At 43.2% G+C, this 16,151-nt stretch carries 16 protein-coding genes and 1 pseudogene; 10 read left to right on the forward strand and 7 right to left on the reverse strand.

Features of this window, described 5'->3' with window-relative positions; genetic code table 11:
* The first annotated feature begins 2 nt into the window (after positions 1–2).
* Both V7K15_RS07780 and V7K15_RS07785 read left to right on the forward strand, forming a co-directional pair.
* A complete protein-coding gene (locus V7K15_RS07780) occupies positions 3–812 on the forward strand; it encodes a reverse transcriptase family protein (RefSeq protein WP_334904538.1) in 810 nt (269 codons plus the stop codon).
* A complete protein-coding gene (locus tag V7K15_RS07785; RefSeq protein WP_334904540.1) occupies positions 809–1,567 on the forward strand; it encodes a hypothetical protein in 759 nt (252 codons plus the stop codon). Before V7K15_RS07780 ends, V7K15_RS07785 begins: the two co-directional genes overlap by 4 nt.
* Before the next feature lie 221 nt (positions 1,568–1,788).
* On the opposite strand, the pseudogene V7K15_RS07790 reads toward V7K15_RS07785, so the two are convergent.
* The 5 genes and pseudogenes from V7K15_RS07790 to V7K15_RS07810 form a co-directional block, all read right to left on the reverse strand.
* Positions 1,789–2,016: pseudogene (locus V7K15_RS07790) on the reverse strand (hypothetical protein); the annotation flags it as partial.
* 1 nt (position 2,017) lies between these two features.
* Complete coding sequence (locus tag V7K15_RS07795) at positions 2,018–2,413, reverse strand: type II toxin-antitoxin system VapC family toxin (RefSeq protein ID WP_334904541.1); 396 nt, start codon at positions 2,411–2,413, stop codon at positions 2,018–2,020.
* A complete protein-coding gene (locus tag V7K15_RS07800; protein ID WP_334904543.1) occupies positions 2,410–2,610 on the reverse strand; it encodes a hypothetical protein in 201 nt (66 codons plus the stop codon). Before V7K15_RS07800 ends, V7K15_RS07795 begins: the two co-directional genes overlap by 4 nt.
* A 144-nt stretch (positions 2,611–2,754) precedes the next feature.
* Positions 2,755–4,035 carry a vWA domain-containing protein gene (locus V7K15_RS07805; protein WP_334904545.1) on the reverse strand — a complete coding sequence of 427 codons (1,281 nt, stop codon included), beginning with the start codon at positions 4,033–4,035 and terminating at the stop codon, positions 2,755–2,757.
* Positions 4,032–5,288 (reverse strand): vWA domain-containing protein, encoded by a 1,257-nt coding sequence (locus V7K15_RS07810; protein WP_334904547.1) that lies wholly within the window; start codon positions 5,286–5,288, stop codon positions 4,032–4,034. The genes V7K15_RS07805 and V7K15_RS07810 overlap by 4 nt, the downstream gene beginning before the upstream one ends.
* Positions 5,289–5,526: 238 nt before the next feature.
* Between V7K15_RS07810 and V7K15_RS07815 the strand changes: the two genes are divergently transcribed.
* The 3 genes from V7K15_RS07815 to V7K15_RS07825 all read left to right on the forward strand — a co-directional run bounded on the left by V7K15_RS07815 (position 5,527) and on the right by V7K15_RS07825 (position 7,883).
* Complete coding sequence (locus V7K15_RS07815) at positions 5,527–6,189, forward strand: ATP-dependent Clp protease proteolytic subunit (RefSeq protein WP_292798361.1); 663 nt, start codon at positions 5,527–5,529, stop codon at positions 6,187–6,189.
* 177 nt (positions 6,190–6,366) lie between these two features.
* A complete protein-coding gene (locus tag V7K15_RS07820; RefSeq protein WP_334904549.1) occupies positions 6,367–6,978 on the forward strand; it encodes an ATP-dependent Clp protease proteolytic subunit in 612 nt (203 codons plus the stop codon).
* Between the two features lie 281 nt (positions 6,979–7,259).
* On the forward strand, positions 7,260–7,883 hold the full coding sequence (locus tag V7K15_RS07825; RefSeq protein WP_334904551.1) for a J domain-containing protein: 624 nt from the start codon (positions 7,260–7,262) through the stop codon (positions 7,881–7,883).
* 64 nt (positions 7,884–7,947) lie between these two features.
* On the opposite strand, the gene V7K15_RS07830 is transcribed toward V7K15_RS07825, so the two are convergent.
* A complete protein-coding gene (locus tag V7K15_RS07830; RefSeq protein WP_334904553.1) occupies positions 7,948–9,150 on the reverse strand; it encodes an aminotransferase-like domain-containing protein in 1,203 nt (400 codons plus the stop codon).
* Between the two features lie 466 nt (positions 9,151–9,616).
* On the opposite strand from V7K15_RS07830, the gene V7K15_RS07835 reads away from it, so the two are divergent.
* Positions 9,617–11,575, forward strand: coding sequence for a serine/threonine phosphatase (locus V7K15_RS07835; protein ID WP_334904555.1), 1,959 nt, complete (start codon positions 9,617–9,619; stop codon positions 11,573–11,575).
* 161 nt (positions 11,576–11,736) lie between these two features.
* Positions 11,737–13,020 (forward strand): protein kinase domain-containing protein, encoded by a 1,284-nt coding sequence (locus V7K15_RS07840; RefSeq protein ID WP_334904558.1) that lies wholly within the window; start codon positions 11,737–11,739, stop codon positions 13,018–13,020.
* A 44-nt stretch (positions 13,021–13,064) separates the two neighbouring features.
* On the opposite strand, the gene V7K15_RS07845 is transcribed toward V7K15_RS07840, so the two are convergent.
* Positions 13,065–13,283, reverse strand: a complete 219-nt coding sequence (locus tag V7K15_RS07845; RefSeq protein WP_181930103.1) for a DUF4327 family protein — start codon at positions 13,281–13,283, stop codon at positions 13,065–13,067.
* Between the two features lie 883 nt (positions 13,284–14,166).
* Between V7K15_RS07845 and V7K15_RS07850 the strand changes: the two genes are divergently transcribed.
* From V7K15_RS07850 to V7K15_RS07860, 3 genes are all read left to right on the forward strand, one after another.
* Complete coding sequence (locus V7K15_RS07850) at positions 14,167–14,565, forward strand: tetratricopeptide repeat protein (RefSeq protein WP_334904560.1); 399 nt, start codon at positions 14,167–14,169, stop codon at positions 14,563–14,565.
* Between the two features lie 74 nt (positions 14,566–14,639).
* Positions 14,640–15,383, forward strand: a complete 744-nt coding sequence (locus tag V7K15_RS07855; RefSeq protein ID WP_334904561.1) for an acyltransferase — start codon at positions 14,640–14,642, stop codon at positions 15,381–15,383.
* 318 nt (positions 15,384–15,701) lie between these two features.
* Complete coding sequence (locus tag V7K15_RS07860) at positions 15,702–16,133, forward strand: sugar 3,4-ketoisomerase (protein ID WP_334904563.1); 432 nt, start codon at positions 15,702–15,704, stop codon at positions 16,131–16,133.
* The last annotated feature ends 18 nt before the right edge of the window (positions 16,134–16,151 follow it).

Below are 16,151 nucleotides of genomic sequence, written 5' to 3' on the forward strand. Positions count from 1 at the left end.
AAGTGCTTGCCCACTCAGAAGAGCTATACATAGAGAAAGATAAATTCAATCCGAAAAAAGGAAAAACCTTTCGTGTTGAAGAGCCAAGACCCCCATTAAAGCGAGTTCAAAAGCGAATTGACGAGATTTTGAAGCGAGTCAAAATGCCGAATTACATACACGCTCCAGGAAAGGGACGTTCTTATATAAGTAATGCTAGAGCGCATATAAATGCTCCTGTAGTAAGAAGTCTTGATATAAAACAATACTTTCCCTCTTCACAATCATGGCGCGTTTACTCGTTCTTCTACAAGCAGATGCGATGCTCTTCAGATGTTGCTGGTATCTTAACAAGACTCTCTACATTTAAAAAACATCTGCCGACTGGAAGTCCATCGAGTCCTGTAGTTTCATACTTTGCTCATATAGATATGTGGGAGGCAATAAATGAACTGGTAGAGGGCGCAGGATGTACTCTAACTGTGTACATGGACGATGTTACGATTTCAGGTTCATCTGTAACAGGTGAATTGATTTGGCAAATTAAGAACGAGTTTTATCGTTGTGGACTGTGTGATAGCAGGAACAAAGAAAAGCATTATGTAGGTAATAAGCCCCGTGAAATAACAGGAGTCATTGTTAAAGATGGTGAGCTAAAGCTCCCTAATTCACAACATAAAAAAATGCATGATTGCCGCCAAGCAATTCAGCTAGAAACTGATCCTGCTAAACTAGTACATTTGAGGCAGTCATTGAAGGGCTTAGAATCACAAGCACAACAGATCAGGAAAGCGAATGAGATTCATGTAGATAATGGGTGTAATGATTTATGACTGAAAAACAATTGCTACCAGAAGCAGCATTATACGGTCGTAGCCGCGATGGTACACTTCACCCTCTAAATAGTAGCGAAAAACATTTACCTATTTTAATCAGAGAAAAATTTTCTGATGAGCCTTGTTATGTTCCTCGAGGTTCAACCGTGAGTAAGCATAATGTCTTCTATAGTGTTAGTAATATTCTTAAACGAACACAAGATGATAGAACTATAGAGGCTCTTCGCAAATGGGAAGATAGAGTCGGCATGAGAGAGTCCAAACGTATTCGGGATGAAGCAATCGAGGCCGGAAATGCTGTTCATTCGTATCTTCACTCTTACTTTACAGATGGTAAAGTAAAAGCAGTTAGCAACTCTTATAAAAATTACATTGATGCTCTGAATAAATTACTACCAAATTTCGGTGCTTGTCTTTATTCAGAACAGTATATTGTGAGCTTCAAGTATCAATACTTTGGAAAATTTGATCAGGTAACTTTGTATCGAGATAGCTTGACTCTTAGTGATTTGAAAATATCTCTAAAACCTAAGCTTTCTCTGAATTGGATTCAAGATAAAATTCTTCAATTGGCTGCTTATTACATTCCACTTGAAGCACTATATCATCTTGAACAAGCTGCTTTGATTTATTTAATCGGCGACGGTTCCTGTAATGAATTCCTTTTCACTCTACAGGAGATGGAGTTTTATAAGGATCTGTGGCTTGAGCGATTAAATCAAATTAATGAGACAGTTAGTCTAGCTGCTTAGTAGCCCGATAGAGGAGCTAGACCAAAGGCAAGAGGTTTTAAAAAGACTTGGGGATATTTTCATCTGCCAAACTGTTCGGGCTGGCTCTAGTGAGAGTGTCCCCAGGAGCAAGCAAAATTGTTAGGCAGCATTGGTTTAATCTCCCCTAATTTCGATCGCAGGCACTACCAAGCAGCATTAGTTTATGAAAAGCCCCGTTAATCAGCAACGTTGGATTTTTACTATTCCTGTAAAACAGTCTTTGATACAATCCTAGTTTTCTTCAGGTCTGCTTCGGAAAGTTCTTCTCCAGCTTGCAAGCGAGTGGCGGAAGTTTGCAACACTGTCGCTGCACCTTTATCTCCGATTTGTAAAGCGGTTTTGGCTGCTGTTTGTAGCATCGTGGCTGCACCAGTCCGATCGCCTTGTTGTAATTTCGCCTCGGCTAACTGGGTTTGGCGATACTTTGCTTTATTTGAGTTCGGGAATTACCCGAATTAGTCCAGTCTGGAAGGCTTTGTCGTAGGTAATGACAGGTAAACTTTCGAGTTCAGCCTGAGCCATGATCATGCGATCAAAGGGATCTCGGTGGGCAATCTGTAGGCTTCCTGCTCTGAGGGCATGGGCTGTGGCGATCGCAAGTTCGATAAATTTAGCCTGATGCAATATCTGTGAATATTGCTCAACAAGTTGTTTGGCTTCGGGTAGTTTACCCATGCGATATTTGGTAGCGATTTCCCAAGCAGAAGCACTACTCACAATAATACGATGATCTGGGTTGCGAATGATGTCTCGGCAATCAGTGTGGAGTTTTGGGTCGTCAAAGAGCCACCACAGCAGGATATGGGTGTCGATGAGGTAGCTCATTCCCATTGCTGGAGTTCATCTTCTGGCAGTGCTTCAAAGAAAGCATCGCCGATCTGTCCTTGCAATAAACCAGGGGTGCGAGGTTGTGTACGTTCTTGACTTAAACCTAGTCGAAAGTAGTGAATTAGGTCATAAATTTCTGCTAGTTTGTCTTCAGGGATATCTTGCAATTCTTGGACAATCTTTTGAATCAGCATAAGTCAAACTCTTCGGTGGTTGTTAATCAATAAGTTAGGAATATGCGACTACTTTGTTGCTCAATTGAGGAATAAAATATTTTTTCTCGCTTTGCGGCTTGGCACGAAACTTTCATACCGTTAATCAGCAACGCTGAATTTTTACTATTCTTGTAAAACGGTTTTTGATACAATCCTAGTTTTCTTCAGGTCTGCTTCGGAAAGTTCTTCTCCAGCTTGCAGGCGAGTGGCGGAAGTTTGCAACACTGTCGCTGCACCTTTATCTCCGATTTGTAAAGCGGTTTTAGCAGCTGTTTGCAACATTGTAGCTGCGCCAGTGCGATCGCCTTGTTGCAATTTCGCCTCAGCTAACTGAGTTTGGCGATACTTCGCTAATGCTAAAATAGACTGTTGTACCTGGGAATTCAACGCTGGTTGATACGCCCGCACTACATCTGCATAAACCGGCACCAGAGGCGAAAGTAAACCTTGTTCGTTAACCAACGGATCATCATAACGGATTTGCAGATGCGCGATCGCTTGTTTACCTTCTGGCAACTGTCCCAAATAAATGTTAGCCAAAACTACCCGTTCTACATCCTGCATCAAATCTCCCAAACGTACAGCAAAGCTACCATCAATTTCTGGTTCTATTGGTAACTCAATTGTGTCTGGGGCAACTTGGGCAATGGGTTTCAATTCTGCTAGTCGGACATTAGGCAGTAGAGATAACAGCAAGTAAGCATTAGTTAGCCCAATAGACTGAATCCGCCCAAACAAGCGGCTAAATTGCTCCACAGCTTGTTCAGGACGTTCAATATGGGCTAAAGTCCCACCACCGACATCAGCAATTTTTTCCAGCAAATCCTGATTCCAGCTATTGCCAAATCCGAAAGTGTTGATAGTTAGGTTCAGCTTGGCAGCCTTTTGCGCCAGTTGAAGGCAGCGCTTGTTGTCATCTCGCCCAATATCCCACTTCCAAATTCGCAAACCGCTATCACCATGTCCATCTGTCAGCAGAAACGCCTGAGAAACAGCGCCTCTTGTACCCTTCATCAGTTCTGTAATTCCCAATTCCAAACCCTCAGCTATGACTGTACCGCCGCTAGCACTGAGTTTGCTTCTAATTTCAGATTTGATGCTTTCGGGGTCTTCGATCACTTGGTTGGGAATAATGACTGACGCAGAACCGGAAAAAGCGACAACTGAGATGCGATCGCCTACTTTTAACCGATCGATTAATCCTTCCACTGCCTGAATCACCGTTTTAATTGGTTGTCCATGCATGGAACCACTTTTATCCAAAATCAAGCAGAGATTAAGCGGCAGATTTTGGTCAAACTCACCAGCCAAGGCAAAAATCGTCATTCCTAATTGACGTTGGCTACTTGTTTGAGCCACATCAACATTAGAATCATTTAACGCCGATAGCAATTTAACTTTCATTGCGGAGGGGTATCTTGCAAAACTGTTTTGGAAACCATCCTGGTTTTCTTGCGATCGCTTTCGGATAAATCTTGTCCAGCTTGCAAACTGGTGGCAGAATTTTGTAACACCGTCGCCGCCCCTTGATCTCCCATTTGCAGGGCAGTTTTAGCAGCTGTTTGTAACATCGTCGCTGCACCAGTGCGATCGCCCTGTTGCAATTTCGTCTCGGCTAACTGAGTTTGACGATACTTAGCTAATGCTAAAATTGAGTGTTGCACTTGGGGATTGGGGTCTGCTTGGTAATTTTTGACTACATGGGCATAAACTGGGATATTTGGTGTAAATAAACCTACCTGCTTAGCGGCTGGATCATCGTAACGGACTTGCACATTAGCGATCGCTTGTTCACCTGTTGGCAATTGTCCCAAATAAATATTAGCTAAAATCATCCGTTCTGCATCTTTCATTAAATCTCCCAACCGCACAGAGAAACGTCCATCAGCTTCTTGTTGCAGTGGTAACTCGATTGTGTCTGGGGAAACTTGGGCAATAGGTTTGAGTTCGGCTAACCGGACATTCGGCATCAGGGAGAATAACAGATAAGCATTAGTCAATCCCACTGTTTGAATGCGGCTGAACAGGCGACTAAACTCCTCCACTACCTGATCGGGTTTTTGAATGTAAGATAAAGTACCCAAACCAGCATCGGCAATTTTTTCTAAAACATCTTGGTTCCAATTGTCACCAAATCCCAAAGTGTTCAAAGTCAAATTATAGCTAGCCGCTAATTGGGCGAATTTCAAACAGCGATTGTTATCACCGTGTTTATTTTCCCCATCAGTTAATAGAAAGGCTTGGGAAACAGTATCTTTTTTGCCCTTTGCCAACTCTTCAATGCCCAAGCGTAGTCCTTCATCAATCGCAGTCCCACCATCGGCAGATAAGTGATTAATTAGCTGTTTGATTTTCTCTGGATTTTCGATTACTTGACTAGGTACTAAGACCTTGGCACGGTGATCGAAAACTACAATACTGAGGCGATCGCTAGGATTAAGTCTATCTACCAGACGAATCGCTGCTTTTTTGACCGTTTCTAGCGATCGCCCATTCATCGAACCACTATGATCGAGAATTAAGCATAAATTCAGGGGTACATTCCGGTCTAGAGCCTCTGCGATCGCAGAAATCGAAATTCCCAACTGACGTTGACTGTTCAGTGGATTCGCGTCCAAATTACCATCATTCAAGGCAGGCTGCAAACTAACCTTCATAACTCAAAGTCCTTATTACAGATATACATTTTTATAAATAACTTCAAAGCACTACTTTAGCTCTACGGAAAACCTATCCAACATAAAGAGACTAATATAATCAGAATATCTTAGAAGCGAAGCATTGGCAGATGCGAAGCCGCCTTAAGCATTAGGGAGAAATCCGCACCTTGAGTCAGGCTAGCATCGCGCTAGGATGTATTAGAGTTAACGGCATAGTTTCAGGCGATCAGTTGTTATGGACACTTCCCCAATTAAGGCTGTTCAAGCCCCTTATTACGGCGATAACTTCTACCGGACACCGCCGCCAGATTTACCTTCCCTCTTGTTGAAGGAGCGAATTGTCTATATTGGGATGCCACTGGTGCCTGCTGTCACCGAATTAATCGTGGCCGAGTTGTTGTTTTTACAGTCCGACGACCCCGAAAAGCCAATTAAAATCTATATCAACTCCACCGGCACTTCCGGTTACAGTGGCGAACCCATTGGCTTTGAAACCGAAGCCTTCGCCATCTTTGACACCATGAAATATATCAAACCTCCTATCCACACCATCTGCGTCGGTTCCGCGATGGGTATGGCAGCGATGCTCCTCAGTGCTGGTACAAAAGGTTGCCGCGCTAGTCTACCTCACTCCTCGATTATCTTGCATCAGCCCAAAAGCTACGCCCAAGGTCAAGCAACAGATATTCAAATTCGCGCTAGGGAAGTTTTGGTAAATAAAGGGGCATTAGTTGATATCTTGCATCGCACCACCGGACAGCCGCCAGAAAAAATTATTAAAGATATGGATCGGCTGTTATATCTGACACCCTACCAAGCGAAAGAATACGGGCTGATTGACCGAGTTTTTGAGAAAGAAGAACTTGCAAATCCCCCACTCCCTGCGAGTGTCCTTTAATTGAGTTATGAGTTATGAGTTATGAATTATTGAAAACTCCTCACTCCTAACCCTTCTCTACGAGACGCTGCGCGTAGCTTGCTTCCACTAAGTGGTACGGCAGGCTCAGGGCATCGCTTTTAACTCCTAACTCCTCACTTTGCGATCATCCCCAAATTATTAAAAACGGAGCAAATTATGCCTATAGGCGTTCCTAAAGTTCCTTACCGGATGCCCGGAGGACAATATACAGATTGGATTAGCATCTACGATCGCCTTTACCGGGAACGGATTATATTCTTGGGGCGAGATATTGATGATGAAATTGCCAATCAAATCATCGCTGTAATGCTGTATCTGGACTCAGATGATCCAGGTAAAGATATTTATATATACATCAATTCCCCCGGTGGAATGGTTACATCTGGCATGGCTATTTTTGACACCATGCAACATATCAAATCAGATGTCGTGACTATTTGCGTAGGTTTAGCGGCTTCAATGGGGTCTTTCCTGCTGGCAGCTGGCACCAAAGGCAAACGGTTAGCATTGCCTCACTCACGGATTATGATTCACCAGCCTTCAGGTGGCACCCGTGGACAAGCAAGCGATATCGAAATTGAAGCTAAAGAGATTCTGCGGATTCGTCACGAGCTGAATGGGATTTATGCTGATAAAACAGGTCAGACCATAGCAAAGATTGAAAAAGATATGGATCGCGACTTTTTCATGTCTGCCGAAGAAGCAAAAGAATACGGTTTAATTGACCGTGTGATTGAAGAACGAACCTCTGTAATAGTAGGGGAGTAGGAAATAGGGAGTAGGGAGTAGGGGGGATGAGGAAGCAGGGGAAGAATTCTAACTCCAAACTCCTGTACAGACGCGATTAATCGTGTCTCTCCAAACTCCCCACTCCAAACTCCTGTACAGACGCGATTAATCGCGTCTCTCCAAACTCCCCACTCCCTTCCCTAAACAAACTGTCAACATTGAACTTTAAAATAGCAAATTAGCCCTTATTATTAATGGTTTAGGCTGGAAGCAAATAGCTGATAGCCTTTAGCTGGATATTCGATAGCTCATAGCTCAAGATGGATCTGGGAGATTGCTACCGTTTATTGGGTTTAAGGTCGGGAGCCTCTTTTGCCGAGATCAAAGCGTCTTATCGACGACTGGCGCAGCAATATCATCCCGATATCAACCCAAATGACAACAAAGCCAAAGATAAGTTTATTGCCTTGACAGAGGCTTACAAACTCCTGCTGACGGTAGTACTGCCAGAGGAAACTGTCGCACATTTAAGTCAGGTGTCAACATCTGGGCGTGATGATGCTAAGGCAACGCAGTGGCAGAAAACACCAGTAACAACGGTGACAAGCCAACAACCACTCAAAGCAAAGCCACCTAATCTATTGGAAATAGAAGAGCGGCTAAAGTGGAAGACTTATGAACAATTGCAACGATTTTTGCAAGAAAGACGATTTCCTCAAGCGATCGCCCTGGCGGAAGCTTTAGCAGCTCGTTTGTCAACAGATGCAGAAGTCCGCCAATGGCTAGCGATCGCTTATCAAATATGGGGACGGGCGCTAATTACCGAAAACCAGCTGCTCAAAGCCAGAATTTATCTCAAAAAAGCTTTGAAAACAGACCCCCATAATAAAACTCTCTGGTATGAAGTGCAGCGCGATTTTCAACGCTTGGAACAAATTTTTTAAGGATTATTACAAACCATTTGTCGGGGTACAGCGCAGAAGCCCCACGCCATAATCTTTGATTTGGTCATCGTGGCCATCCGCGCAACACTGCTCCTAATGTAGCGATTCCCTCAACAATCTTCTGTGTTGTTTGAAAACTAAAAGCTAACCTGATGGCATCATCCCCCTGTCCATTGGCGTAGCAGCGAGTCCCTGGCAGAAAACTGACACCATGTTCACTGGCCTCGGTTAGGAGTGCTTTGGCGCTGATGTCTGGCGGCAATTTACACCAAACGAAAAAGCCGCCATCTGGTCGTAAGGCAACGATATCACTGGGAAACTCTTGAGCGATCGCTTCTAACAACAAATTACACTTATGCTTGTAGCAGGCGATTAGCTGCTGAATGTGATTATCTAGTTTCCCTGTGGCACAGTAGCGAGCGACCACATGACTGATAAATGGCCCCACAGTCCCCTCACTTTTAAACATTGCCAGCCGCTCAATAATCGCTGGATCGCCACAAGCCCAGCCCAACCTTACACCAGGCGCAATAATTTTCGAGAAGGTACTCACATATAATACCCACCCCTCCTTGTCGAGGGTTGCCAAGGGTGGCACAGTTTCCCCCTGAAAGCGCAAATCGCTATAAGCATCGTCTTCCACCACTACGACGCCATACTCAGCCGCTAACGCTACCAGTTTTTGGCGGCGAAATAACGGCATAGTAGAGCCTGTAGGATTGTGAAAGGTCGGGATGGTGTAAATAAACCGGGGTCGAATGCCCTGTTTCTTCAAGTCGCTTAATGTTACTTCTAAGGCATCTACATCCATCCCCAGCTCATCCACAGGAATACTAATTAGGTGTGCGCCAGCCTGGACAAATCTATTAACTACTCCCAAGGAGGTTGGTCCTTCCACGATTACCACGTCACCAGGTTCGACAAACACATCTGGTAGCAAGCCGAGAATCTGACTAGAACCGTAGCCAATGATCAAGCGATCGCGATCGGCAGTGATTCCTTTAGCCTGCAAGCGGAGAATAATTTGCTCATATAGTTGATCTGAAGGTGGCCCGTAATTGAGAGCGATCGGAGCCTCTTCTGCTAGCACAGCCGCACTTGCAGCAGCCAAGTCAGTATGGGGAAAGAAAATTGGGTCAGCTAGACCGTAGGTAAAGCTCACAGTGGCAATTTTGGTTAACTCTGTACCGTAGGTTAGTGGTGCGAGGTTTCTAGCTCGTTCGGCGAACAAATCACTAATTCGGTAAGCAGAAGTGGTAGGAGCCATAAGTAGTTCAAAATTGAGAGTCAGAATACAGAATACGCAAGAAGGCAATTAGCTAAAAGTCAGATCGGAGGCAGCCTCTAATCTGTTAGCGACGCCGGAGCGTCACTTTTCAAGAGAGTGGGGTCTTAAACTTTCGTCAGGAGCCAAAATCCACCATGAATTCTCGCTCCTGACGAATGTATTCTTTCTTATAACATCATGACAAGTATCGTGAATATTGACTGATAGAACAGAATTACAGTACTAGGAACAGAAAGCCCATCTCCCCCATTTATAAGGAATTGGCTGTCAATCTGCCAATATATTAAATATTTATCTAATATGCGTCACAATTAATACTGCCACCAAAATTTATTGATCAACTACAATCTCTTGTAGGTCTACTGTAGTCAGGGGCAGCCAATTGTGGCACCTTGGATCTTAGTGGCTATAAGCACCTTGGAACGGGAATTAAGGAACTTCCACTATGCTGATTTGCCCTCAGTGTAAATTTGAAAACCCCAATAGCAACAAATTCTGTCAAAACTGTGGCACGTCCCTGACTCACAAAGTCTGTCCTGAATGCAGTACCGATGATGTACCTGTGAATGCGCTACGTTGTTATAACTGTGGCACGGAATGTGGAACAGTGTTTTGGGCAATTATTACTAAGGAAACGACTGGGGAAGGTTTGGGAGATGAGGGAGTAATATCCGGCTCATCTGCTTTATCTCCAAGTTCTCAGATTGGATTAGGCTCCTATTTAGACTCCCAAGAGCGCTATCAATTGTTAGATCCGCTACCTGCACAAACGGAAACTGCCACCATTACTGATGTAGGTGTGAAAGTTCTAGACTGCCAGCCGTATCAAATATCACCTATTGAGGCAATACTAGCAAGTCAGCAATCAGATTTGCTAACGCCATCAGTGGAAGCAAGTGCAATTCCTCGCCTTGCTAAAGTTTATATTGCCTTACAATCCCAAGGTCTGCGGGAGATACCGCCGATTCACGATGCATGGCAGCAGGGTGATATCCAGGTAGTAATAATCGAAGACCGCTCGCATTGGCAGCATTTACTCGACCTATGGCAAGAAGAAACAACGAGTTCGTTAAAAATTTTACACTGGTGTTATCAAATGACCCAACTTTGGGCAGTATTGGAACCAGTAAATTCTTGCCAAAGCCTTTTAGATTTGTCGAATTTGCGATTGGATGAAGACCAAACGCTGGGGCTACAAAGGTTGTATGTAGAATCATCGAATTTTCAGCCCGGTGCCCAGTCGCCAGAAGATGCCGAAGACCAAACATCTGCTATTCCAGAGCAACCGTTAACCATTCAAGCTTTGGGGCGGGTTTGGCAAGCGTTATTTAAGCAGTCTCAACGCACTCAATTTGGCTCTGTAGTCCAGATGTTGGGGGATTTAGAGGTAGGTAAAATTCAGACGATCGCCCAATTGCGATCGCGTTTGGAGGAAATCTCTGTTGAGATGGAAGCACTAGGAACCGCAACTTTGCCCCCAATAAACGATGAAAATACTGCTGTGCCCACTATCCCGCAATTAGATCAGCCAGAAGAGATCATTAGCAAAATTGATGATATGCAAACTGTTGTGCTAGCCATGCAGTTAAGTGGCTTAGAAGATGCAGGATGCACAGATGTAGGGCGTCAACGTGATCATAACGAAGACTACTTTGGCATTGAAACCAAAATTCATAAGTTGGAGTTGCCTAAAAGTCGAGTTTTCCAAGGGCATGGTTTGTATATTCTCTGTGATGGTATGGGTGGACACGCTGGCGGTGAAATAGCCAGTGAGTTAGCAGTCAACACCCTACGGCAATACTTTCAAGAACACTGGATTGCCAACCAACTGCCAACAGAAGATAGCATTCGTGAGGCAGTGTATTTAGCTAATGAGGCGATTTACAAGCTCAATCAACAAGATGCCCGTTCTGGAGTGGGGCGCATGGGTACAACTCTGGTAATGCTCTTAATTCAAGATACTCAAGCGGTAGTTGCTCATGTAGGAGATAGCCGTCTCTATCGTTTGACGCGTAAGCGGGGGCTAGAACAAGTCACAGTAGATCACGAAGTTGGACAACGGGAAATTACGCGCGGAGTGGAAGCAAGCATAGCTTACGCCCGCCCAGATGCCTACCAACTCACTCAAGCCTTGGGGCCTCGTGATGAAAACTCGATTAATCCCGATGTCGGCTTTTTCGAGATCAATGAAGATACTCTTCTGCTGTTGGCATCGGACGGTCTATCAGATAATGATTTACTAGAAACCCATTGGCAGACTCACTTAGAACCCTTACTTAGTTCTGGGGTTAACTTAGAAGGAGGTGTTACAGATTTAATTGATTTGGCGAACCAACACAATGGCCATGACAACATTACTGGTATACTTATTCGGGCAAAAGTACGCCCAAATCTGGAAAGTTAAAAATAAATGAGAATGGGGCATGGGGCATCGGGAAAATAACTCCTAACTCCTGTAAAGACGCGATTAATCGCGTCTCTCCAAACTCCCCACTCCCATTCGGCTACGCTCACGGCAAGCCCACACCCCCCACTCCCTGTTCCTCTTACCTTTTAGGTTGTATTGTGGTTAGTCTGACACTGTTAGAACCGCAACAGAAAACGCCCCTCCAGCAGTGGTGCTTTGAGAACTCCTCCATAATTCGGATTGGTCGAGCGGCAGATAATCACGTTGTTTTAAGTGATAGTTTAGTTTCGCGGCATCATCTAGAACTCAGACAAGTCGATTCGCCCAGCAATGGCGCTGCTTGGCAACTGATTAGTCAGGGTACAAATGGGACTTTCCTTAACGGTGTCCTGGTGATTCAGAGTCCGTTACCAGATAATTCCCTTTTGCAACTGGCACAGGGAGGCCCAATACTGCAATTCCAAATTCAGGAGGTAACAGTAGTAGAAACTGGTTTGCGATCGCCAGATATGCAACGGACAGAAGAAAACGCCGCCGAGACATTTTACTCAGCAAAAAATCCGGCAAATTCATCCTCCACTTGCACGCACGAAGGTAACTCACCGAATAATCTATTTTGCATCCACTGCGGTCAACCTCTCTCAGTGCAACAAAGGATTCGCCATTATCAGGTGTTGCGAACTCTCGGACAAGGAGGTATGGGTACTACTTATCTGGCTAGGGATGCGACTGGTGAGATTGCGGCTATGCCACAACTGCTGGTGTTGAAGCAAATGAATGCTGATATGGTGAAAATTGCCAAAGCTCAAGAGTTATTTGAGCGGGAGGCGTACACTCTCAAATCCCTTAACCATCCTGGAATTCCCAAGTATTATGACTTCTTTGTAGAAGACGGAAAAAAATACTTGGCAATGGAACTAATCCACGGACAAGATTTAGAGAAACGTGTTTATACCACTGGTCCAGTTACACCAAGCCAAGCGATCGCTTGGATGATCCAAACCTGCGATATCTTAGACTATCTTCATAGCCAAAGCCCTCCACTGATTCACCGCGATATTAAACCCGCTAACTTAATGGTGCGAAGTTCAGTAAATCGCATAGTGTTGCTAGATTTTGGCGCAGTTAAGGAAATTGGCACAGCGCCTGGTACTCGAATTGGAGCAGAAGGTTATTGCGCTCCTGAACAAGAGCGAGGACAACCTTTGACTCAATCTGATTTGTATGCAATTGGGCCAACGCTGATTTTTCTGCTCACAGGAGAAAACCCGTTTAAGTATTACCGCCAACGAGGGCGAAACTTCAGGTTTGATGTGGCAAAAGTTCCCACCATTAGTTCCCAATTAAGAGATGTGATTGATCGCGTTACAGAACCATTGCCACGCGATCGCTATCAAACTGCAAAAGAATTAGCTGCGGCTTTAGCTGCTTGCAAAGTTTAGGGAGTCGGGAGTGGGGAATTTTGAAAATCCCTATTCCCTATTCTCTACTCCTCATCCCAAGTTTCTACAGCTAGCAGTTCACTAACTGGGTCTTGCATACTAAAGCCAAAGTCGAGCAGTTCTTGTTTCCAGTGCTGCCACTCATTACCGTAGAGCAAAGCGATTTTCCAGATGCTATCGCTTGGCTTGATAATGTTCGATTCTATGAGTGATTGCACGTTGCGCTGCAATTTCACCATTGGGTGAATCACTTTTTGAGTCATAACCTCGATTGAATTCAGATTTGGTTGGTAAATACTTAATTAAAACTGCTTACCATTCTGCAATTGTTGCCGGCCCGTAGAGTGGTGTAATTTGGTAAAGCTAGTCTTAACTCTCTAACTATACCATAATAAACTCTACTAAGTTACTGGTAAATTCGGTTTTGTACGGTAATTACCACCACAAAACTCCAATTTTACCAAGCAGTCCTTATACTTCTTGCAGAAATCAGGCAAAGGTTCAGACTGGGAAAATTCTATTTGTTTTAATCACGAAAAATATGTGTGGTTGTTGAAGAACCCATAGGACACGGGCTAGTTTGAAAGTTTTTGACTGACAGGAAAATTTGCAATTGAGTAGAGGTGTCTACTGTTTCTGTTTATCTAAACGTTATTTAGAATATCGCAAAGATCTGGCATTAAGCAAATTAATTGCAAATCTTTATATAATTTTAATATTTTATGCTGTGTGCAACTTTCTCTCAAACCTAACCTCCAACACCTTCCCTACTAGCGTTGGGGAGCAAGAATCAAAGCCTCTCGGACTGTGGGGGAGAGGAATGGAAGCGGGGTTCTAAGAATAAGTTCCACATCGCGTTATTTTGTTTGCTCAGAGAATAAGACTTGGAGGGTTGGCTTTGTTTAGGCGCAGCAGGGGGTTTTGCTTTGAAGCATTAGGAGCGATGCCTACGGCGGTAAACTACGCATGGCAAAATTGTCGGTAGAGTATGGGCTTACCATAAAGTTCCCTCATCTTCAGAGTCAGCATTTGAAGCTTGTGTAAAAAATTTTTAGCCAAGATGTTAGTTTCTGTTGAGCAGGTGGGTATCTTCATAACAGGAGGCTTGCTGATACCTAAGTATTTACCGCAGCAAGTATGTGAGGCATGGCTAGTTCGGAGGCAGAATACCTAATTACCCGCAAAAAGCAGATTCAAAGACGACAAAAGATTGTCACGATAGTATCGATGTTCTCGTTTTTTGGTTCTACGGTGTTTGCAGTAATTCCGGCAATACAAAAGGCTAGTCAACCTAAGCCAGCAAATGCGTCTGCTTCTGCGGAGTCAGTATTACAGCAACAGGCGCGAGGCTACGAGCTGGTTTTACAACGGGAACCAGAAAACCAACTTGCTTTAGAGAAACTGTCTGTGCTGCGGTTGCAATTGAAGGATGCTAAAGGTGCGATCGCGCTTTTGGATAAGCTCGTGAAGTTGCACCCTGATCGGCAAGATTACAAAGTTGTATTAGAGCAGATTAAGAAACAAGAAAGAAAGAGCGATCGCTAAGTGGTTAATTAGTTCGCTTTATTAACACTGAGATGAGCTTATTTAAACTCTAGACTGAATATTAAAGGTTGAATATGCTACAAAAACAAACTGCAATAATTGAAACAGATAAAATTGGAAAAAATGTATCTATAGGGCATTACTCAGTTATTTATGCTGGAGTAATTTTAGGCAATAATGTGATTATTCATCCTCATGTTGTTATAGAAAAAGGAGTAATAATTGGTGACAATGTAGAAATTTTCCCAGGTGCTTATTTAGGCAAACGACCTAAAGGAACTGGTGCAGTTTCTAGAAAAATAGACTATGAAGAAAAGGTAATTATTGGCGAAAACTGCGTAATTGGACCAAATACAGTAATCTATTATGATGTTTGTATTGGTAACAATACCTTAATTTGTGAGAACACTTCAATTAGAGAGAAAGTTACAATTGGCAATTTTTGTCTTATTAGTAGAAATGTAACTATTAATTACAACACTAATATTGGTAATCATACTAAAATCATGGATCTTACACATATTACAGGTAATTGTAAGATTGGTAATGATGTATTTATTAGCGTCCTAGTTAGCACTACAAATGATCGGGCTATAGGAAAACTAGGTTACGACGAAGATCGTGTTAAAGGGCCAAAGATTAGTGATGGAGTAGCTATTGGTGCAGGAGCAAATATCTTACCAGGAGTTAGTATTGGAGAACAATCTGTTGTGGCTGCCGCATCCGTTGTGAACAAAGATGTTCCTGCTAGAAAAATGGTCGTAGGTAATCCAGCACGAGTAATTAGAGATATTAGCAATAACGAAGAAGCTACTTAGCTCTGTTCCTATTTGAATAATACAGCAGAATTTAGAATTAAGGAGTCAGAATTCAGAAGCAAAACAGGCTTGATGCTTGCCTTTGAGACTTAGCTTGTGTACTTCACCAACTTGGAATCTGCTGTATGTTAAAACTAAAAGCTATTTGTCTTCATGTCTTATAATGGCATCTATCTATTTAGTGTTTCTCCAATTTTTTGAAAATAGCAAATGTATTGTATGAGTATTCAATACTCCCAAAACGTTAATATTGCGACAATTCATTCTGTTCTAATACATATCAATTTAGAAAGCTTTTTAAATGATTAACCTACAAGTATGAGTATTGAACAATGCCGTATTATTCATCTGCCAAAGGTACAAGATCCGCGAGGTAATTTAACATTTATAGAAGGTAATAAACATGTTCCCTTCGATCTCAAGAGAGTCTATTATCTCTATGATGTTCCTGGAGGAGCAGAGAGAGGTGGACACGCTCATAAACAATTACAGCAGCTAATCATTGCTATGTCTGGTAGTTTTGATGTGGTTTTAGATGATGGACATGGCAAATGGCGTTTTCCTCTAAATCGCTCTTACTACGGTCTTTATATTAGTTCTATGGTTTGGCGAGAACTAGATAATTTCTCATCGGGTTCTGTTTGTATGGTTTTAGCATCGACCTACTATGAGGAATCTGACTACTATCGCGATTACGATGAATTTATAAAAGCAGTAAGGAGCATAGACAATGGAAGTTCCATTTCTTGATTTAAAAGCTCCTTATTT

This window comes from Nostoc sp. (assembly GCF_036919815.1).
Taxonomy (GTDB): domain Bacteria; phylum Cyanobacteriota; class Cyanobacteriia; order Cyanobacteriales; family Nostocaceae; genus Nostoc.